The sequence below is a fragment of the Microbacterium sp. NPDC090281 genome, from assembly GCF_044769635.1.
Taxonomy (GTDB): Bacteria; Actinomycetota; Actinomycetes; order Actinomycetales; family Microbacteriaceae; genus Microbacterium.
This window is the reverse complement of record NZ_JBIVYH010000002.1, coordinates 882563-900446: the sequence shown is the minus strand read 5'-3', so window position 1 is coordinate 900446 and position 17884 is coordinate 882563. Positions and strand designations below refer to the sequence as shown.

Annotated in this window: 18 protein-coding genes; 12 read left to right on the top strand and 6 right to left on the bottom strand. The window is 68.4% G+C overall.

Going from position 1 to position 17884, the window contains the following annotated elements; all coding sequences use genetic code 11:
* Window positions 1-22: 22 nt before the first annotated feature.
* Together ACIQTX_RS18440 and ACIQTX_RS18435 are read left to right on the top strand one after the other, a co-directional pair.
* On the top strand, window positions 23-559 hold the full coding sequence (locus ACIQTX_RS18440) for a DUF6578 domain-containing protein (RefSeq protein ID WP_402974989.1): 537 nt from the start codon (window positions 23-25) through the stop codon (window positions 557-559).
* Between the two features lie 110 nt (window positions 560-669).
* Window positions 670-1665, top strand: a complete 996-nt coding sequence (locus ACIQTX_RS18435; protein ID WP_402974986.1) for a LacI family DNA-binding transcriptional regulator — start codon at window positions 670-672, stop codon at window positions 1663-1665.
* Between the two features lie 100 nt (window positions 1666-1765).
* Here ACIQTX_RS18435 and ACIQTX_RS18430 read toward each other — a convergent pair whose 3' ends face one another.
* Together ACIQTX_RS18430 and ACIQTX_RS18425 are read right to left on the bottom strand one after the other, a co-directional pair.
* Window positions 1766-2827, bottom strand: coding sequence for a hypothetical protein (locus tag ACIQTX_RS18430; RefSeq protein ID WP_402974983.1), 1062 nt, complete (start codon window positions 2825-2827; stop codon window positions 1766-1768).
* Window positions 2800-3672, bottom strand: coding sequence for a DUF1266 domain-containing protein (locus ACIQTX_RS18425; protein WP_402974980.1), 873 nt, complete (start codon window positions 3670-3672; stop codon window positions 2800-2802). The genes ACIQTX_RS18430 and ACIQTX_RS18425 overlap by 28 nt, the downstream gene beginning before the upstream one ends.
* Window positions 3673-3798: 126 nt before the next feature.
* On the opposite strand from ACIQTX_RS18425, the gene ACIQTX_RS18420 reads away from it, so the two are divergent.
* Window positions 3799-4464 (top strand): TetR/AcrR family transcriptional regulator, encoded by a 666-nt coding sequence (locus ACIQTX_RS18420; protein ID WP_402974977.1) that lies wholly within the window; start codon window positions 3799-3801, stop codon window positions 4462-4464.
* 89 nt (window positions 4465-4553) lie between these two features.
* Here the strand turns inward: ACIQTX_RS18420 and ACIQTX_RS18415 are convergent, their stop codons facing one another.
* The gene (locus ACIQTX_RS18415) at window positions 4554-5372 is read right to left on the bottom strand and encodes a matrixin family metalloprotease (RefSeq protein ID WP_402974974.1); all 819 of its coding nucleotides are present in this window, start codon (window positions 5370-5372) and stop codon (window positions 4554-4556) included.
* Window positions 5373-5607: 235 nt separating this feature from the next.
* Window positions 5608-6246, bottom strand: coding sequence for a GntR family transcriptional regulator (locus ACIQTX_RS18410; protein ID WP_105527693.1), 639 nt, complete (start codon window positions 6244-6246; stop codon window positions 5608-5610).
* 172 nt (window positions 6247-6418) lie between these two features.
* Here ACIQTX_RS18410 and ACIQTX_RS18405 point away from each other — a divergent pair, with 172 nt between their 5' ends.
* The 4 genes from ACIQTX_RS18405 to ACIQTX_RS18390 are packed head-to-tail and all read left to right on the top strand — an operon-like array spanning window position 6419 to window position 11861.
* The gene (locus ACIQTX_RS18405) at window positions 6419-7696 is read left to right on the top strand and encodes an NRAMP family divalent metal transporter (protein WP_402974971.1); all 1278 of its coding nucleotides are present in this window, start codon (window positions 6419-6421) and stop codon (window positions 7694-7696) included.
* Window positions 7697-7700: 4 nt separating this feature from the next.
* Entirely contained in the window at window positions 7701-8468 is a 768-nt protein-coding gene (locus ACIQTX_RS18400; RefSeq protein ID WP_402974968.1) for a LamB/YcsF family protein, read from the top strand.
* Between the two features lie 22 nt (window positions 8469-8490).
* Window positions 8491-10125 carry a carboxyltransferase domain-containing protein gene (locus tag ACIQTX_RS18395; protein WP_402974965.1) on the top strand — a complete coding sequence of 545 codons (1635 nt, stop codon included), beginning with the start codon at window positions 8491-8493 and terminating at the stop codon, window positions 10123-10125.
* Window positions 10122-11861: an acetyl/propionyl/methylcrotonyl-CoA carboxylase subunit alpha gene (locus tag ACIQTX_RS18390; protein WP_402974962.1), complete on the top strand. Its 1740-nt coding sequence runs from the start codon at window positions 10122-10124 to the stop codon at window positions 11859-11861. Before ACIQTX_RS18395 ends, ACIQTX_RS18390 begins: the two co-directional genes overlap by 4 nt.
* A 77-nt stretch (window positions 11862-11938) precedes the next feature.
* Here ACIQTX_RS18390 and ACIQTX_RS18385 read toward each other — a convergent pair whose 3' ends face one another.
* On the bottom strand, window positions 11939-13294 hold the full coding sequence (locus ACIQTX_RS18385) for a uracil-xanthine permease family protein (protein WP_402974959.1): 1356 nt from the start codon (window positions 13292-13294) through the stop codon (window positions 11939-11941).
* Between the two features lie 112 nt (window positions 13295-13406).
* Here ACIQTX_RS18385 and ACIQTX_RS18380 point away from each other — a divergent pair, with 112 nt between their 5' ends.
* Together ACIQTX_RS18380 and ACIQTX_RS18375 are read left to right on the top strand one after the other, a co-directional pair.
* Window positions 13407-13670 carry a type II toxin-antitoxin system VapB family antitoxin gene (locus ACIQTX_RS18380; RefSeq protein ID WP_402974957.1) on the top strand — a complete coding sequence of 88 codons (264 nt, stop codon included), beginning with the start codon at window positions 13407-13409 and terminating at the stop codon, window positions 13668-13670.
* Entirely contained in the window at window positions 13667-14062 is a 396-nt protein-coding gene (locus tag ACIQTX_RS18375; protein WP_402974954.1) for a type II toxin-antitoxin system VapC family toxin, read from the top strand. Before ACIQTX_RS18380 ends, ACIQTX_RS18375 begins: the two co-directional genes overlap by 4 nt.
* A gap of 4 nt (window positions 14063-14066) precedes the next feature.
* On the opposite strand, the gene ACIQTX_RS18370 is transcribed toward ACIQTX_RS18375, so the two are convergent.
* Window positions 14067-14945 carry a phosphoribosylaminoimidazolesuccinocarboxamide synthase gene (locus ACIQTX_RS18370; RefSeq protein ID WP_402974952.1) on the bottom strand — a complete coding sequence of 293 codons (879 nt, stop codon included), beginning with the start codon at window positions 14943-14945 and terminating at the stop codon, window positions 14067-14069.
* A gap of 99 nt (window positions 14946-15044) precedes the next feature.
* Between ACIQTX_RS18370 and ACIQTX_RS18365 the strand changes: the two genes are divergently transcribed.
* From ACIQTX_RS18365 to ACIQTX_RS18355, 3 genes are all read left to right on the top strand, one after another.
* Window positions 15045-15593 carry a GNAT family N-acetyltransferase gene (locus ACIQTX_RS18365; RefSeq protein WP_402974949.1) on the top strand — a complete coding sequence of 183 codons (549 nt, stop codon included), beginning with the start codon at window positions 15045-15047 and terminating at the stop codon, window positions 15591-15593.
* 84 nt (window positions 15594-15677) lie between these two features.
* A complete protein-coding gene (locus tag ACIQTX_RS18360) occupies window positions 15678-16304 on the top strand; it encodes a PadR family transcriptional regulator (protein ID WP_402974946.1) in 627 nt (208 codons plus the stop codon).
* Window positions 16301-17872 carry an MFS transporter gene (locus tag ACIQTX_RS18355; RefSeq protein WP_402974943.1) on the top strand — a complete coding sequence of 524 codons (1572 nt, stop codon included), beginning with the start codon at window positions 16301-16303 and terminating at the stop codon, window positions 17870-17872. The genes ACIQTX_RS18360 and ACIQTX_RS18355 overlap by 4 nt, the downstream gene beginning before the upstream one ends.
* Window positions 17873-17884: the final 12 nt, after the last annotated feature.

Sequence of the window (17884 nt, the reverse complement as noted above, 5' to 3'; positions counted from 1 at the left end):
GCGTCGGGGATAGTCTGGCCGCATGACGCGTGTGTGGCTCACGCCGTGGGAATGGGCGTGCTGCGGAGAACCGTTCGAGATCGGCGACGAGGTCGACTTCGGCATCCGGTCGCGTGATCCGGAGGTCCTGGTCGACGAGTTGGGCGCGGAGCTGACCGGCGCCGTCGATGCACTGGAGTCGCACCACGAAGAGGAGTACGCGGATCGGGTTCGCGGCAGAGTCGTCGCGGTGCATGAGGCCAGTCGGGAAGTTGTCGAGCGCAGGTTCGAGCACTTCGTGGACCCGTTCGCCCGGGCCCGGCCGTCCGGCAGGATGCGGCTTCCGGATGGTGTGTCCGCGGGGGCGAGGTTCTCGCGGCAAGGGTCCAGCATCGAACGGGTGCCCGGCACGACCCGACTGTCGTCCGTCGGAGGACTCCCGGTCGCGGCCGTCGAGCATCACGGGCCGTCCGCCCGACCCGCTGATGCCGAGGAGTCGCCGGCCGAGGAGCGCCGCCGCCAACGGGTCGGCTGGCTCGTCGACATCGAGGAGACACCGCCCGCCCCTCGAATCGCGTGAATGCTCGTATCCGGGGCCGAGATGCGACCATTTGCGCGACTCGGAGCGCGAGCGTCGGCGCAGAGTGAGCGGACCGGTGAGAATAGGGCGATGGAAGAGTGCGTACGCTGATGTCGCCCCGAGCGACCATCGAAGAAGTGGCATCCACTGCGGGTGTCTCCCGGTCGACCGTGTCGCGGGTCGTGAACGGGTCGACGGCCGTGAGCCCGGAGGCCCTCGCCGCGGTGCGCGCGGCGATCGACGAACTGAACTACGTGCCCAACCGAGCCGCGCGCTCCCTGGCGTCACGCCAGACTCACGCCATCGCGCTGATCGTCCCCGAAGACACCACGCGCTTCTTCGGCGACCCGTTCTTCGCGGCCATCGTCGCGGGCATCACAGGTGCACTCGGCGGCTCGGACTACCTGCTCAACCTGTTGATCGCGAGCGATGACCCCGGCGACAAGATGACCAGCTTCGTGCGCAACGGCGGTGTCGACGGCGCACTGATCGTCTCGCATCACACGAGCGACGCGTTCATCGACCGGATCGCAGATGCCGTGCCGGTCGTCTTCGGCGGGCGCCCCGTGCGCCGTCACGAGGGGGACTACGTCGTCGACGTCGACAACGTGGCCGGAGCGAAGAACGCCACCCAGCGGTTGATCGACATCGGTCGCACACGCATCGCGACGATCTCCGGTCCGCTCACGATGGTCGCCTCGGAAGATCGTGTGCAGGGGTTCCGCGCCGCTCTGGCGGAGGCCGGCCTCACCCCGTACGCCGAGGAAGAGGGCGATTACAGCGAGTCGAGCGGTGCGGAGGCCGCCAGACGACTCCTCGACGGCGGGCGCCCGGATGCGATCTTCGTCGCGAGCGACCTGATGGCCCGTGGCGCGCTGACTGCCCTCCGTTCGGCGGGCGTGCGTGTGCCGGAGGACATCGCGCTGGTCGGATTCGACGACTCCTCGGTCGCACTCACGACCGATCCGCAGCTGACCACGATGCGTCAGCCCATGTACGCACAGGGTGAGGCCATGGCGCGGGTCCTGCTGTCGCGTCTCGCCGGCGAAGAGCCGCCCACCACGACCATCCTGCCGACGGAGCTCGTGATCAGAGCATCCGCCTGACGAGTCGCATCCGGCTCTAAGTCATCGGCGGATGGGGATGAACACGGCTGTGGCCCTGGCGCCCCCTCCGGGCCAGGCCCACAGCCGTGGGTCTTGGGGGTCAGTCGACGAACGTACTGAGCAGATCGCCGCCGAACAGCGAGAAGGCCGTGAGCCCGGCGGACAGCAGGAGCACCGCGGTCATGCCCGCGACTGCGAAGACCGAGATGCCGCGGCCGCCCAGCCGCTGACCGCGCAGCCCGACCGCCACACCCGCTCTGGCGGCGATGTCGCCGGCGTTGTCGTCGCCGTACAGCTCGGTACGTGCGGCGAAGCGGCGGTGGAACTCCTCGGCCAGCACGAGAGTGGCCGCCATGGTCTCGGCGCGGTCGAATCGAGTGCGTCCGGGGAGGTACACGTAGAGCCGGTCGGAGACGAGCTCGATCTCGGCACCCGATCCGAGGTCCAGAACCCGTGCCATGAGATCCGGAGTGAAGATATACAGCGCGTCCTGCTGGTAGCCCTCCGGCACGATGAGACGGAACGTCTTCGCGAAGTCCCCCTCCAGGTCCATCCGCGCGGCGCCGCGGCCGAGCCCGAGCGTCGGAATGATGCTGCGCTTGCGGTTCGCGAGCACGATGTGCGGCACGGATGCCGGCAGCGGTAGCTCGATGAAGGCGAACGGCCGCTGGATCGTGGCGCGCTCCTGCCCGTGCGACACCGAATGGTGCATGCCCAACTCGAACGGCATCCGCGCGTCGTCACAGGCGATGACCGCACGCTCCCGCCCGTGCACCACACGGGCGAACGCGGCCCCGGGGCGACGGGTGCGCTCGAGCGTGTCGGCGTAGGCCCATCCGTTCTGCCAGGCGAACGCGGCGATCTTCACCCGCCGGCTCAATCCCACCGCCCACCACAGGAAGCCGACCGCGGCGAGCACGGTGTATCCGATCACGAACACGCCCAGGATCGGCGCGACGGCGAGGATGTCGCTGCGGCCGAGGAACCACAGGCCAGTGAGCATCGCGGCAGCGAACAGCAGCACCGCTGCCAGGATCACCACGAAGCGGCGATGCGGAGGCATCCCGCAGATGCGTTCGTACGTGAGGATGTCGCGGAGTCCCGCGCTTCGTCGCAGCGGGTCCAGGTCTACGGCTACAGGCTCCACGACAGCGTCGCCCACGGACCGTTGCGCTTCTCGGTCGCAGCGGCCTTGAAGTCGGACCAGCCGTCGCCGAACTTCTCGAACGACTTCTCGTCGACGTTGCCGTCAGACCAGTGCATGACACGACCCACGATGTAGCTCAGTCCGAAGTCGGCCCACGACTCGAAGGCCGGGCGCCCCTCGACGTTGATGCGGTGGATGATCTGCCGTGCTTCGGCGACATCACCGTGTCCGAGTGCGACGCCCCAGGTCGTCATCGCGACGGCCTGGCCGAGCGCGTAGCCGTCGAGGGTCTTCACGAACAGCCCGGGGGTGACGATGTCTTTGCCGACGCGCTTGCGGACCTCGGACTCGGAGTACTCGATCGAGGTGACGAAGGTGCGCGCGTCGCGCTTGTCTCCACCCTCCTGCACGATCGCGGCGAGCCACTCCTTGGCCTTCGGGGTGCGTCCGAGACGCTGGGCGAGCTCGGTGCGGACGGCGAGATAGAGAACCCACACCTCGCGCCGGCGGCGCACCGTGGTGAGGCGTTCGATGTTCGCTAGCCACTCGTCGCGCGTGTGCACGCCCCACTGGTCGACGAGTACCTTCTTCTCACGATCTCCGAGGACCGATGCGGTCGGGTCGTTCCAGTGGCCCGAGGGAAGATTCACGATCTGCAGGAAGCCGAGTGCGATCTCGTCGGCCTCTCGGTCCGTCGTCGAGTAGTCCGGCGAGGCCTTGACCTTGGCGTCGGGGAGGATCCAGATCACGAGGAAGAACAGCACCACGACGCCGACGATCGCCCAAGCCCACCACTGGCTGACGAGCCATTCGAAGATCGAGGTCACGCTGTTGAAGTCGACGCTCGCGAAAGAGTGCATGGGTGCTCCTGGAAGGGGATGAATCCGTGTCCGCTCATAGATTGAACGAACATTCAGTGAGTAATCTATACGGCAGGGGAGCGATTCGGAAAGACAGACTGGCGGGACTCAGGAGGTGGATGCCACGTGGCGCGCTCCGACGAGCAGAACCGGCTGGCCCGAGAACGCACCAGGGAGATCATCCTGCAGGCGGCGATCGACACCTTCAGTGAACGCGGCGTCGCGGGCGCCAGTATCGCTGAGATCACGAAGCGGGCAGGTGTCGCCCAGGGGCTCGTGAACTACCACTTCGGCGGCAAGGAGCAGCTGGTCGCGGCCGTCATCGACCGCTGGTTCGAGACGGTGCTGAGCTTCGCCCGCGTCGAGGGGACGCCCGATGAGATGCTCGCCGCCGTGATCGACGGCGCTCTCACGGCGACCGCCTACGCGATACCGCTGCAGCGCGCGGTGCTGGCGATGCAGCAGCAGCCGGCCACGCACCGGTTGTTCGCCGAGTCCGAGGCGCGGCACGAAGCGGGAGCGACGGCAGCGGAAGACGCTGTTCGCGACCTGTTCCGCGCGCGCGGGGCCGAGGATCCCGCTCTCGAGGAGGTCATGCTCCGCAGCACGATCGAGGGGGTCTTCGTGAAGTCCGCCGTCTTCGGCGGCACGTATCCGCTCGAGGAGGCTCGGCGCTGGATGTTCCGGCGGTACGGGCTGCCGGAACCGGTGAAGCCCATCGCGCCGCCGGCGCCGCTCCGTGAGGGTGAACCGCGACCGAGGGCGACGGCGGCGCTGCGTCTGGACGAGTAGGCCCCGGGCGGCGCTTGCTGGCGAACGCGACGAAGGCGGGGCCCGGTCGAGAACGACCGGGCCCCGCTGATTCGAAGCGCTGGAGTGCGTCAGTTCCCGTAGAGGGAGACGACTCCGTCGGTGTCGACGCTCGTCATCGACAGGTCGGCGGACGATCCGTTGCACTGCGGGTAGTGCATGATCGACGAGGAGTCGTACGGGGTCAGCGGACGCCAGTTGTTGTCCTCGAAGCAGGTGCCGGCCTCGGGGCGGGTGTGTTCGTGGCGGAAGCCGAGCACGTGGCCGAGCTCATGACCGAGCACGTTCGTCGGGGTCCACGACGAGCCGGGGGTCCAGATCGAGTCGTCGATGAGAACGTTCTGCAGACGCGGTGCCGTGCTCGGGAAGAAGGCCCGGGCGATGTACTGCGTCGTCTGCACCGGCTCCACCGAGAAGAGGACCGCGTTGTTGCGCGTCGTGCAGTTGGCGTCGGCGCTGGCGTCGTAGATGAAGTCGATCTTCGAGGAGGCGGCCTCCCAGAGTGCGGCACCGCTCTCCATCGCGCTCACGACGTCGGCGTGACGCGCACCGAATGCGGTGCTGACGCAGTAGGTGAGGTTCGCCGCCTGCGCGTCGGACCACTTGTCGTCGATGCTGTTGACCGTGTTGACGATGAGGCCGTTGGTCAGGGGGTCGGCGCCGAGGAGCTGTTCGTAGAACGACCGCAGCTCGCCCTGGTTGGAGATCACCTCGTCTCCGTTGACGACGTAGGCGCCGTCGATGTCTCGGTAGGTCGACGCTTCGAACTCCTGGAAGGTGGGGACGTCGTCGGCGTCGGGTGTGGAATCGGCGGCAGCGGGGATGACCGTGCCGAGGCAGAGCGCAGCAGCCGCGGTAGCGGCGAACGCCAGTTTTCTCGTGAGTCGCAAAGTAGTAGTCCTTTTCGATCTGAACGATTCCGCGCGCCCCCTCGGCACGCGGCCTCCGGATGAAAGGCGAGCAACTCTGCGCCGCCGATCGTGCCGAAGTCCGCTCACGGTAACCATGGCTTTCACGAGATGGCAAGGCATCTCCCGGCACGTTCACAGATTTATGCACTCAGGTCAAAAATACCGAACACTGTTCTGGTCGAAGGTGGTGTCAGGGTTCCCGAGACGTCGGGGGTCAGGGGTGACCCATGCGGGCGAAGGCTCCGAGGACGCTGCGTTCAGATGCGGTGAGGTAGCGCTCGAGCTCTTCGGCGGCCGCTTCGGGGCCCCTTTCCAGCAGCGCTGTGAGCACGGCACGGTTCCGCCGGACGAACGGTTCGTGCAAAGACCGCGGCTCGTCGATCTCGAGGAAGACGAGTCGCAGCTCGGCGGCCACATCGCGGTAGGTGCGCGCGAGCCGGGCGCTGTCGGCGAGGGCCACGATCGCGTCATGGAAGGCCATGTTCGCGCTGCCGATGCGCCGCCAGTCCTCGTGTGGCAGTTGCTCCTCGGCCTCGGCAAGGGCGTCGCGCATGAGCTGCACGGCGGGATGCTCGGGCTCGGACTGGCGCAGCGCCGTGCACTCGATCACGCGGCGCGCGCGGTAGATGTCGATCACGTCGGCGATGGTGGGGGAGGCCACCGAGACGCCGCGGTGCGGGATGTGCTCGACGAGCCCCTGCTCTGCGAGCACGCGGAACGCCTCGCGAAGGGTGTTGCGCGATACGTCGAACTGCTCGGCGAGGGCCGACTCCGACAGCCGCGAGCCCGGTGCGAAGTCGCCGTCGATGATGCGCTGACGGAGCACGTCGGCGAGCGGGCCCTGCTGGTTCATGCCTTCATCGTAGGCGTCGGAGGGGGCGGATCGTCTGCGGGCAAGCGTGGGCCATCACACGAAAGCAATCGCGTTGTAGCACGGACGTAACATGATTGTTGAACAATCGGGTTCTATCCGTTCTACACTGGGGGTCACCCGACACCCACCAACGACGATGGGAATCCCCCGCATGTCTGAGCAGTCCACCGCCTCCCTCTCCCCGGAAGACGAAGCCCGCCTCTCGTCCGCCAAGAAGCGCGCAGGCCGCAGCGCCGTCATCGGCGCGATCTTCCTCATGGCCACCAGCGCCATCGGACCCGGCTTCATCACCCAGACCGCCACGTTCACGGCGACGATGGGGGCTGCCTTCGCGTTCGCGATCCTCATCTCGATCCTCGTCGACATCGCCGTGCAGCTGAACGTCTGGCGCATGATCACCTCGTCCGGCAAGCGTGCGGGCGAACTCGCCAACAGCGCCATCCCCTACTCGGGTCACCTGATCGCCGTGCTCGTGGTGATCGGCGGGCTGGCATTCAACATCGGCAACATCGCCGGTGGTGGGCTCGGACTGAACGCTCTGCTCGGCATCGACACCAAGCTCGGCGGCATCGTCACCGCGGCCCTCGCGATCATCATCTTCCTCGTGAAGAAGGCGGGCCCCGTGATGGACATCGTGCTGGTCGTGCTCGGTATCGGCATGATCGTGATGACCGTGATCGTGGCCGTCATCGCGCAGCCGCCGATCGGTGAGGCCCTGCGCCAGACCTTCCTGCCGGACGAGCTGAACTTCGCCACGATCACCACGATCGTCGGCGGAACCGTCGGCGGATACATCACCTACTCCGGCGCCCACCGCTACCTCGACTCCGGCCACACGGGCCCCGAGCACGCCGGCCCCGTGATGCGTGCGGCGACCAACGGCATCCTCGTCACCGGTGTCATGCGCTACGTGCTGTTCCTCGCGATCCTCGGCGTGGTCGCTTCCGGCGTCACGCTCGACCTCTCCGGTCAGGGCGCGAACCCGGCCGGCCAGGCCTTCGGCGCGGTGCTCGGTGACGCAGGTCTCCGCATCTTCGGCGCGATCTTCTGGGCTGCGGCGATCAGCTCGGTCATCGGTGCGGCCTACACCTCGGCGACCTTCCTCTCCACCTTCACCAAGAAGCTCAAGGGCGGATGGCCGCTGCAGCTCGCGACCGTCGCCTTCATCGTGGTGTCGCTGATCGTCTACCTCTCGATCGGTACCGCGCCGGCTGCGATCCTCGTGTTCGTCGGTGGCTTCAACGGTCTGATCCTGCCGATCGGACTCACCGTCTTCATGTACATCGGCTGGTTCCGCCGCGACCTGCTCGGCACGAAGAAGTACCCGATGTGGCTGCTCGTCGCCGGTACGCTCGTGACGCTGCTCACCTGGTACATGGGGATCGTCTCGGTCGGTCCCATCTTCGCCTTCCTCGGAATCGGAGCGTGATCGCATGACGTCGATCGACCTGAACTCGGACCTCGGCGAGAACGTCGCCGACCGCATCGTCAGCGACGACGCGAGCATGCTGCGCCTCGTCACGAGTGCGAACGTGTCGTGCGGGTTCCATGCCGGCAGCCCCGAGGGCATCCGCGAGACGCTCGCCGCCGCGGTGCAGGGCGGCGTCGTGATCGGCGCGCACCCCGGCTACCGCGACTACGAGAACTTCGGGCGCACCAAGGTCGACATCGACTCGGCCACCCTGCAGGCCCACGTCGAGTACCAGCTCGGGGCGCTCATCGGGCTCGCCGCCGCGGTCGGCGGACGGGTCTCGTACGTCAAGCCGCACGGGGCGCTGTACAACACGATCGCGCGCGACGAACGGCAGTCGAAAGACGTCGTGGCGGCGATCCGCGCGATCGATCCGAGCCTGGTGCTGCTGGGACTCTCCGGCGGCGTCGTGCTCGATGTCGCCGAGCGCGCAGGTCTCGCCGTCGCCGCCGAGGCGTTCGCGGATCGCGCGTATCAGCCCGACGGACAGCTGGTGTCGCGCACCGAGGAGGGGGCCGTGCTGCACGACCCTGCCGCGGTCGCCGAGCGCATGGTGCGCCTCGCCTCCGACGGCGTGATCCGCGCGATCGACGGCACCGATGTGCCCGTGGTGGCGCAGTCGATCTGTGTGCACGGCGACAGCCCCGGCTCGGTGGCGATGGCGGCTGCGACCAAGCGGATGCTGCAGGAAGCGGGCATCACGATCGCGCCGTTCGCGGGTTCGCGATGACGGGTGCGGAGCGCCTGGTCTGATGCGCATCCTCACGGCATCCGATCATGCTCTCCTCGTCGAGGCGGCCGACCTCGATGAGGCGATGCGCCTGAACCTCGCGTGGGAGGGAGTGCCCGGCATCGTCGAGCGCATCCCCGGTGCGCGCACGGTGCTGGTGCGCTTCGATCCGCTTCGGGTTTCCGCCGCCGAGCTCGCGATCGCGCTCGCCGCGACCGAGATCGACACCGCGCACCTACCGGGCACCGGCGAGGTCACGGTGCCTGTGCGGTACGACGGCGAAGACCTCGCCGAGGCGGCATCCCTGCTGGGGGTGTCGCCGGAGGAGCTCGTGAACCGGCACCTCGCCGCGGACTGGCGGGTCGCGTTCTCCGGGTTCGCCCCCGGCTTCGGATACGTCGTGAGCAGCGACCCCCTTTTCGACGTGCCCCGCCGGTCGTCGCCGCGTACCCGAGTGCCTGCCGGATCGGTCGCGCTCGCCGGACAGTTCACCGGGGTGTACCCGCGCGAGAGTCCTGGTGGATGGCAGCTCATCGGGCGCACGGATGCCGTGATGTGGGACATCGACCGCGACCCGCCCGCACTGCTCTCCCCGGGCACGACGGTCCGGTTCGAGCAGGTGCGCGAGGCGGTTCGGTTGGACGCTGCTGGGCTGGACGCGGTTGAGTCGGATGCTGCTGGGTCGGACCGAAACGGAGACGTTCCGGCGCACGCTCTGCGCGGCGAGGAGCAACCCGCCGCAACTGACGCGGATGGCCCGGGTTTCGGCGCGGATGCCGCCGTCGAGGTGGTCCGTCCGTCGCTGCAGCTGCTGGTGCAGGATGCCGGGCGCCCGGGCTATGCGGCGCTCGGGGTCTCGGCATCCGGGGCGGCAGACCGTCGAGCGATGCACGACGCGAACCGTGCAGTGGGCAACACATCCGAGGCCGCCGTGCTCGAGAGCGTCAGGGGAGCCGTGCTGCGGTTCCGCGGTTCCGGCGTGGCCGCCGTCACGGGGGCCTTCGGCTCGCTCACGCTGCAGGAGGCCGGCGGCGCACAGCGACCCGTCGCACACGGTGAGCCCTTCGCCACGGTCGACGGCGACGAGCTCACCCTCGGCCACCCCGAGCGTGGGCTGCGCTACGTCATCGCCGTTCGCGGCGGACTGGATGCGGCCCCCGCGCTCGGCAGCCGTGCTGCCGACACCCTCGCCGGACTCGGCCCGGTACCTCTCGCAGCCGGCGTCGTGCTCCCGGTCGGCGACGCCGGTCTGCGTGCTGTCGAGCCGGCCGTCGTGCCGCGCGAGCTTCCGGCACCCGGAGAGCTCGTCGACCTCGAGATCACGCTCGGCCCGCGCGACGACTGGTTCACTGCTGCGGCCCTCGCGACCCTCAGCGGCCAGGAGTGGACCGTCACGCCTCGCTCCGATCGCGTCGGCATCCGACTCCAGGGCGAGGTGCCGCTGGAGCGCGCGCTCGGAGGCGAACTGCCGAGCGAGGGAGCCGTCACCGGTGCGATCCAGGTGCCGCCCGACGGGCAGCCGGTCCTGTTCCTTCCCGACCATCCGCTCACCGGCGGATACCCCATCATCGGTGCACTCACGGACCGCAGCCTCGACCTCGCCGGTCAACTGGCTCCGGGCGTGCGCCTTCGTTTCACCGTCAAGGAGTCCTCATGACCACCGTGTCGACCGTGCCGACCACGCAGAGGGTCCTGATCGCGAATCGCGGGGAGATCGCGGTGCGTGTCATCCGCGCCTGCACCGAAGCCGGATACACGTCCGTCGCGGTCTACGCGGATCAGGACGCCGACGCTCTGCACGTGCGCCTGGCCGACGAGGCCGTGGGTCTCGGCGGCACCACCGCGGCAGGCACGTACCTTTCCGTCGAGGCGCTGCTCGCCGCCGCGCAGCAGTCGGGTGCGACCGCCGTGCATCCTGGATACGGATTCCTGTCGGAGAGCGCGTCGTTCGCGCGGGCCGTGGAGGATGCGGGGCTGGTCTGGATCGGACCGACGCCGGCGAGCATCGACGCGCTCGGCGACAAGATGACAGCACGCCGCATCGCTCAGCGGGTCGGGGCGCCGCTCGCCGCCGGCACCGACGAGCCGCTGGCCGGGCCCGAAGAGGCCGTGGCCTTCGCGGAGGAGCACGGGCTCCCCATCGCGATCAAGGCGGCCTTCGGCGGAGGCGGACGCGGGCTCAAGGTCGTTCGGGAACTGTCCGATGTCGCTGAGGCCTTCGACGCTGCGACCCGTGAGGCGATCGCGGCGTTCGGTCGTGGGGAGTGCTTCGTGGAGCGTTTCCTCGAGAGTCCGCGGCACATCGAGGTGCAGGTGCTCGGCGACGGGCGCGGGGGCATCGTGGTGGTCGGCGATCGCGACTGTTCGATGCAGCGCCGCAATCAGAAGCTCATCGAGGAGGCCCCCGCGCCGGGACTCTCCGCCGAGCAGCGCACGAGGTTCCACGATGCGGCGCGGTCGATCTGTGCCGAGGTGGAGTACCGCGGGGCGGGCACCGTGGAATTCCTGCTCGCGGCCGACGGCACCATATCCTTTCTCGAGGTCAACACACGGCTTCAGGTGGAGCATCCGGTCACCGAAGAGGTCACCGGCGTCGACCTGGTGCGCGAGCAGTTCCGCATCGCATTCGGTGAGGGCATCTCGATCGTCGAGACTCCTGTGCCCGGGGGACACGCGTTCGAGTTCCGGATCAATGCCGAAGACCCCGGTCGCGGCTTCCTGCCCAGCCCTGGTCGCGTGGAGCGGCTGCGGCTCCCCGGTGGTCCCGGCGTGCGCTGGGACAGCGGCATCGAAGAGGGTGACGTCGTGCAGTCGGCGTTCGACTCGATGATCGCCAAGCTGATCGTGCACGCCGAATCCCGCGACGCGGCCATCGTGCGCGCGCGGCGGGCGCTGCGCGAGCTCGCGGTGGAGGGTCCGGCGACGGTCATCCCGTTCGACCTGATGGCCCTCGACGAGGAGGAGTTCGCCACGGCGACCTTCGCGGTGCACACGCAGTGGATCGAGAGCGCCCTGCTGTCGAAGCTGGAGTCGCAGGCGCGGCCGGCAGCCGCCCCGGATGCCGCGCTGCAGCGCTTCCCCGTCGAGATCGACGGACGACGTGTCATGCTCGGCCTGCCCGCCGCTCTGCTGGCAGGGCTCGGTCGGCCGGCGGACGCCGCGACGGCAGCGCCCACGACCGATCCGACCGAATTGCGCTCGCCGGTGCCGGGCACGCTCGTGCGCTGGCTCGTCGACGACGGTGCCGACGTCGCGGAGGGTGACGCGGTCGCAGTGCTCGATGCGATGAAGATGGAGACGACCGTGACGGCGCATCGCTCAGGCATCCTGTCGCAGCGTGCAGAGCTCTCCGCATCGGTCGCTGCCGACGCCGTGCTCGCGGTCATCGACTGAGCCTCTACCGCGCGAAACGCAGAGATCCCGGATGCCTCACGCGAGGCATCCGGGATCTTCGTGTTCGTGGGGGAGACCTACGCGGGGTCGCCGCCGAGCGGACCGACCGCCTCGAGAGGCTTGGGGTCGTCGGCGCCGGTCTTGCGTGCGCGAGCGATGAGATTACCCAGGTGGTAGATCAGCAGTGCCGCGACCGTGCCGAGCACGATGCCGCCGAAGGCGAAGTCGCCGAGCTGCATCGAGAACCCGGCGATGCCGATCACGAGCGAGACGGCGGCCGTGTACTGGTTCACCGGGCGCGAGAAGTCGACGCGACTGTCGACCCAGATCTTGATGCCGATGATGCCGATGAGGCCGTACAGCGCGGTGGTGGCTCCGCCGAGGACACCGGCAGGGATCGAGTTGAACACCTCGCCGACCTTCGGGGAGAACGCCAGCAGGATCGCGAACAGACCTGCGACCCAGTACACGGCGGTCGAGTAGACGCGGGTCGCGGCCATGACGCCGATGTTCTCGCCGTACGTCGTGGTTCCCGAGCCGCCGAAGCCACCGGCGATGGTCGTGGCGACACCGTCGGCGATCAGCGCACGGCCGGTGTGCTTGTTGATCGAAGGGTCTTCGGTCATGCTGGCGACGCCGCGTACGTGGCCGACGTTCTCGGCGACGAGGACCAGGACGACCGGCAGGAACATGGCGATGGTCGACCAGGTGCCCGGCTCGACGAAGTCGGGGAGGTGGAACTCCGGCAGCCCGATCCACGGCGCGTCGGCGATGAGCTCGGCCGGCGTCTTGCCGCCGCGCAGGGCGTTGGGAACGTCGAAGGATCCCGTGAACGCCGCGTAGATGAAACCGACCGCGACACCGAGGAAGATCGAGATGCGGCCCAGGAACCCCCGGAACAGCACCGCGAACAGGATGATCGCGACCAGCGTGATGGTGGCGGTGACCGGGTCGATCTGGAAGTTGTTCCAGGCGGTGGGTGCGAGGTTGAAGCCGATCAGCGCGACGATCGCACCGGCGACCACCGGGGGCATCAGGGCATCGACCCAGCGGAGTCCGGCGAACTGCACGACCAGACCGACGATCGTGAGCAGGACGCCGACGGCGACCACCCCGGCCAATGCCGAGCCCATGTTGCCCGCGGCGACGGCTGCCGTGATCGGTGCGATGAACGCGAACGAGGAACCGAGGTAGCTGGGCAGCCGGTTCTTCGTGATGAGGAGGAACAGGATCGTTCCGACACCGCTGAACAGGAGCGTCGTCGAGACGGGGAAGCCCGTCAGCGTCGGCACGAGGAATGTCGCACCGAACATGGCGACGACGTGCTGCGCACCGATCGCGATGGTCGCTGGCCAGTTCAGACGTTCTTCGGGGGCGACGACGGCACCGGGCTCGACCGTGCGGCCGTTTCCGTGCAGCTTCCACAGGGCCATGCGGGCTCCTCAAGGTTCGGGGGATGTCGGGAGTGCTCGAGCAAGACTACCGATTCCTGGGTTTTCCCTGAGCGCTTTCTACCATGGTAGACGCGACGGTAGAATGGTAGACATGAGCCTGAACATCAAGAACGAGACGACGCACGAGCTGGTGCGTCAGCTCGCGGCGCTCACCGGGCAGAGCCAGACGAGTGCGGTCGAAGATGCGGTGCGGCGGAGGCTGGCCGAGCTGGAGCAGCAGCGCTCGGATGACGAGCTGGAGCGTCGTCGTCGTATCCGTGCGGTGATCTGGCGAGCACAGCAGATTCCTCGCACCGGGCGCACTACCGAAGAGATCATGGACGAGCTCTACGACGAGACGGGAATGCCTCGGTGATCGTCGACTCCTCAGCCCTCGTGGCTGTCTTGATGGCGGAGCCCGAAGCTGCGGAGATCGGACGACTGCTGGAGGGGGGCCCGTTCTCACTGTCCGCGGCCACGCTCACGGAGTGCATGATCGTGCTCCGTGGCAAAGGAGGCGAGGAGAAGGCGCTCGCGCTGGACGAGCTTTTGGATGCGACGGGGGCGACCGTCGTTCCGCTTGACGAGGATCAGGCGCGCCTGGCGACCAGAGCCTACGTGCGCTACGGCCGTGGCTCCGGGAGTCGCGCCCGCCTGAACTACGGCGACTGCTTCTCCTATGCGCTCGCGGTCAGTCGCGACGAGCCGTTGCTCTTCACGGGTGACGACTTCATCCACACCGACGTGCGTCGCGTCGAACCTGCCTGACGGTTCAGGCGCCGAGGCGGTCGATCAGCTCGCGGTAGCGGTCGGCCGTGCGTGCGACGACGTCGTCGGGGAGTGCGGGCGGCTCACCCTGCTTGTCCCAGTTCGCGGCCATCCAGTCGCGCACGATCTGCTTGTCGAAGCTCGCCATCCGTGCGCTCGGGCTGGTGCCGGTGCGCCAGGCCTCGGCGTCCCAGTACCTCGAGGAGTCGCTCGTGAGCACCTCGTCGGCCAGGCGCAGGGTGCCGTCGGCGTCGGTCCCGAACTCGAACTTGGTGTCGGCGAGGATCAGGCCCTTTTCCTCGGCGATCGCGGCGGCACGGGCGTAGATCGCGAGGGAGGCGTCGCGCAGCTCGGCCGCGCGCTCGGCGCCGACCAGCTCGACGGTGCGCTCGAACGTGATGTTCTCGTCATGCTCGCCCATCGGCGCCTTGTAGGCCGGGGTGAACAGCGGCTCGGGCAGTCGGTCGCCGTTGTGCAGGCCTTCGGGCAGCGGGATGCCGCACACCGTGCCGCTCTCCTGGTACTCGGCCCAGCCGGAGCCGGTGATATACCCGCGCACGACGCACTCGATCGGCAGCATCTCGAGCGACTGCGCGAGCATGGCATGGTCGGCGACCGCCTCGGGCAGTTCGCCCTCGGCGATGTGGTTGGGGAAATCGGAGAGCTGCGCGAACCACCAGCGGCTCAGACGCGTCAGCAGGGCACCTTTGTCCGTGATGCCGGGGGAGAGCACGGTGTCGAAGGCGCTCACGCGGTCGGAGGCCACGACGAGGATGCGCGTATCGGCCGGATCTGCCGAGGCATAGAGGTCGCGGACCTTGCCCGAGTAGATGTGCCGCCAGCCGGGAATGTGCTGTGCCGTGCCTTCTGAAGGAGTGCTCACCCGCCCATTATCCCGGTTCCGTCCGCGCCTGCCCGCCGAGAAGTCATCGGGCGGAGGCGTCCGGGCTGAGGCGTCGGTGGGGCGACCTAGCCTGGGGGCATGACCGTCGACACCCTCACGCCGCGCCTTCGGCTGTCGCGTCCGACCGCCGCAGACCTCCAGACACTGTTCGCGATCTCGGCCGACCCGCGGGTGTGGACCCACTACCCGACGCTGCGGCACGTCACCGCGGAGGAGACCACGACGATGATGGCGCGCTGGGAAGAGGGGTGGGAGGTCGCGGGGCTCGGACCCTGGTCGGTTCGCCTGCGAAGCTCGGGGGAACTGATCGGCTACGGCGGATGCTCCCTGTTCGGCGGCGAGGTCTGGAACCTCGGATATCGGTTGTCGGCCGACCACCACGGCAACGGCTACGCCACCGAGCTCTCGTTCGCCGCGGTCGAGGCGGTGCGTGCCGTCGACCCCGATCGTCCCGTGATCGCCTTCCTCGTGGAGCACAACCGTGCCTCGGCGCGGGTCGCCGAGAAGGTCGGGCTCGAACTCGTCTACCGGGCACCTGATGCGGGCAACCCCGACCCGTCTGTCTGGCGTCTCGTCTACGCCGACCGTTCGCTCACGCAGGCGCAGCTCGCGGCGGTGTCGCTGTAGCCGGTAGGGGTCGCCGCCGCCGAATCCGGCTGTTCGGCACCCCGAAAAGGGCGTATAGTCCACATGGACTATTTGAGGTGGGACATGAAGAAGGATGCCGTCGATCGGCTCACCCCGATGGGGGTGATGGTGCTCGCGCTGCTGCGTGAGGGCGACATGCACCCCTATGAGATGGTCCGTCTCATGCGGTCCCGACACGATGACCGGCTGCTCACGATCACCAACGGCACGCTCTACCACACGGTCTCCCGGCTGCATCGAGCCGGGTTGATCGACGAGCTCGGCATCGACCGCGAAGGCAACCGTCCCGAGCGCACGACCTACGCCGTGACGGAGGCCGGACGCGAAGCGGTGGTGACGTGGGTGCAGCGCGAGCTGCCCCGCATCGATCGCCCGGCCGACTTCCGCATCGCGCTCGCCGAGGCGCACAACCTCGAGCGCCCCGAGGTCGTAGACCTCCTTCGCGCGAGGAGGGGCGCCCTCCTCGACGATCACGCCAGGCACAGCGACGGCCTGCTGAAGGCCAGGGCGAAGGGCGTGCCCGAGCAGGTGCTCGTCGAGATCGAACGCCAGGAGGCGCTGCTGGAGGCCGAGCTCCGCTGGCTCGACTCCCTCCTCGATCGCCTCGAGGCCGAAGTCCTGCCGTGGGGGCCCACGGCATTCCAGAACTCAGACCGCTACCGCGCTCAGCGAAAGGCCGCACAGCAATGACCGATCCCACCCGCGACGGAGACCGTCCACCGGTGTCTGCTCCCTCCACATCCGGTCCGTCGACCGGCACCTACTCCGCGGGCCACAAGCCCACGAGCCCCTGGCCCGCCCTCTGGGCGCTGGTCATCGGCTTCTTCATGATCCTCGTCGACACCACGATCGTCTCGGTCGCGAACCCGGCGATCAAGGCCGCGCTCGACCCGAACACGAACAACCTCGACAACGTCGTGTGGGTCACGAGCGCCTACCTGCTCGCCTACGCGGTGCCGCTGCTCATCACCGGACGCCTCGGTGACCGCTTCGGCCCGAAGAACATCTACCTGATCGGACTCGCGGTCTTCACCCTCGCCTCGCTGTGGTGCGGGCTGTCGACCACGCTCGAAGGACTGATCGTCGCTCGCGCCGTGCAGGGTCTCGGTGCGGCGTTCATGACTCCGCAGACCATGGCCGTGATCACCCGCACGTTCCCGCCCGAGCGCCGGGGCGCGGCGATGGGCCTCTGGGGTGCGACCGCCGGTGTCGCCACCCTCGTCGGCCCGCTCGTGGGCGGCCTGCTCGTCGACGGCTTCGGCTGGGAGTGGATCTTCTTCGTCAACATCCCGGTCGGCATCGTCGCGTTCGTGCTCGCGTGGCGTCTGGTCCCGAAGCTCGCGACGCACCCGCATCGGTTCGACATCGTGGGTGTGGTGCTGAGCGCCGTGGCCCTCTTCCTCATCGTGTTCGGACTCCAGGAGGGTGAGAAGTACGACTGGGGCGTCATCTGGGGTCCCATCTCGGTGTGGGGCCTGATCATCGTCGGTCTCGTGGTGCTGGGGCTGTTCATCCTGCAGCAGGCCAAGACCCGCAGCGAGCCGCTGGTGCCTCTCGAACTGTTCCGCGACCGCAACTTCTCGGGAGCGAACGTCGCGATCGCAGCCGTCGGCTTCACGGTGACGAGCATGTCGCTGCCGATGATGTTCTTCCTGCAGACCGCGCGCGGGCTCACCCCCACACAGGCTGCACTGCTGATGATCCCGATGGCTGTGCTCTCGGGTGTGCTCGCTCCCGGCGCAGGGAAGCTGCTCGATCGCATCGATCCGCGCCTCATCCTCATCCCCGGTCTGCTCTGCGTCGCCGGCGCGCTCGTCTGGTATTCGACCCTGATCAACATGGAGACCGAGATCTGGATGTTCCTGCTGCCCTCTGCGCTGATGGGTATCGGCAACGCGGGCATGTGGGGGCCGCTCGCCACCACGGCGACGCGCAAGCTCCCGCCGCGTCAGGCAGGTGCTGGCGCCGGCATCTACAACACCACCAGGACCATCGGATCGGTGATCGGCTCGGCATCCATCGCCGCGTTCATGCAGTCTCGCCTCGAGGCGAACCTCCCAGGGCTGGCGGATGCGCCGGCCGGCATCACGACGGGTGGGACGCTGCCGCCGCAGGTGGCCGATGGATTCGCGACCGGCATGGCGCAGTCGATCCTGCTTCCGGCCTGCGTGATGGTGATCGCCCTCATCGCCTCGTTGTTCCTCGGTCGCTACGACAAGACCGATGCGGCTGCTCCGGTGGCCACGCGTCCCGAGTAGTCGGCGACTGTC

Bases quoted from the DNA above. Each gene is read 5' to 3' on its own strand.
- ACIQTX_RS18440 (WP_402974989.1), top strand. From the start codon at position 23: ATGACGCGTGTGTGGCTCACGCCGTGGGAATGGGCGTGCTGCGGAGAA.
- ACIQTX_RS18435 (WP_402974986.1), top strand. From the start codon at position 670: ATGTCGCCCCGAGCGACCATCGAAGAAGTGGCATCCACTGCGGGTGTC.
- ACIQTX_RS18425 (WP_402974980.1), bottom strand. From the start codon at position 3,672: ATGCACTCTTTCGCGAGCGTCGACTTCAACAGCGTGACCTCGATCTTC.
- ACIQTX_RS18410 (WP_105527693.1), bottom strand. From the start codon at position 6,246: ATGAACCAGCAGGGCCCGCTCGCCGACGTGCTCCGTCAGCGCATCATC.
- ACIQTX_RS18405 (WP_402974971.1), top strand. From the start codon at position 6,419: ATGTCTGAGCAGTCCACCGCCTCCCTCTCCCCGGAAGACGAAGCCCGC.
- ACIQTX_RS18400 (WP_402974968.1), top strand. From the start codon at position 7,701: ATGACGTCGATCGACCTGAACTCGGACCTCGGCGAGAACGTCGCCGAC.
- ACIQTX_RS18395 (WP_402974965.1), top strand. From the start codon at position 8,491: ATGCGCATCCTCACGGCATCCGATCATGCTCTCCTCGTCGAGGCGGCC.
- ACIQTX_RS18390 (WP_402974962.1), top strand. From the start codon at position 10,122: ATGACCACCGTGTCGACCGTGCCGACCACGCAGAGGGTCCTGATCGCG.
- ACIQTX_RS18385 (WP_402974959.1), bottom strand. From the start codon at position 13,294: ATGGCCCTGTGGAAGCTGCACGGAAACGGCCGCACGGTCGAGCCCGGT.
- ACIQTX_RS18380 (WP_402974957.1), top strand. From the start codon at position 13,407: ATGAGCCTGAACATCAAGAACGAGACGACGCACGAGCTGGTGCGTCAG.
- ACIQTX_RS18365 (WP_402974949.1), top strand. From the start codon at position 15,045: ATGACCGTCGACACCCTCACGCCGCGCCTTCGGCTGTCGCGTCCGACC.
- ACIQTX_RS18360 (WP_402974946.1), top strand. From the start codon at position 15,678: ATGAAGAAGGATGCCGTCGATCGGCTCACCCCGATGGGGGTGATGGTG.
- ACIQTX_RS18355 (WP_402974943.1), top strand. From the start codon at position 16,301: ATGACCGATCCCACCCGCGACGGAGACCGTCCACCGGTGTCTGCTCCC.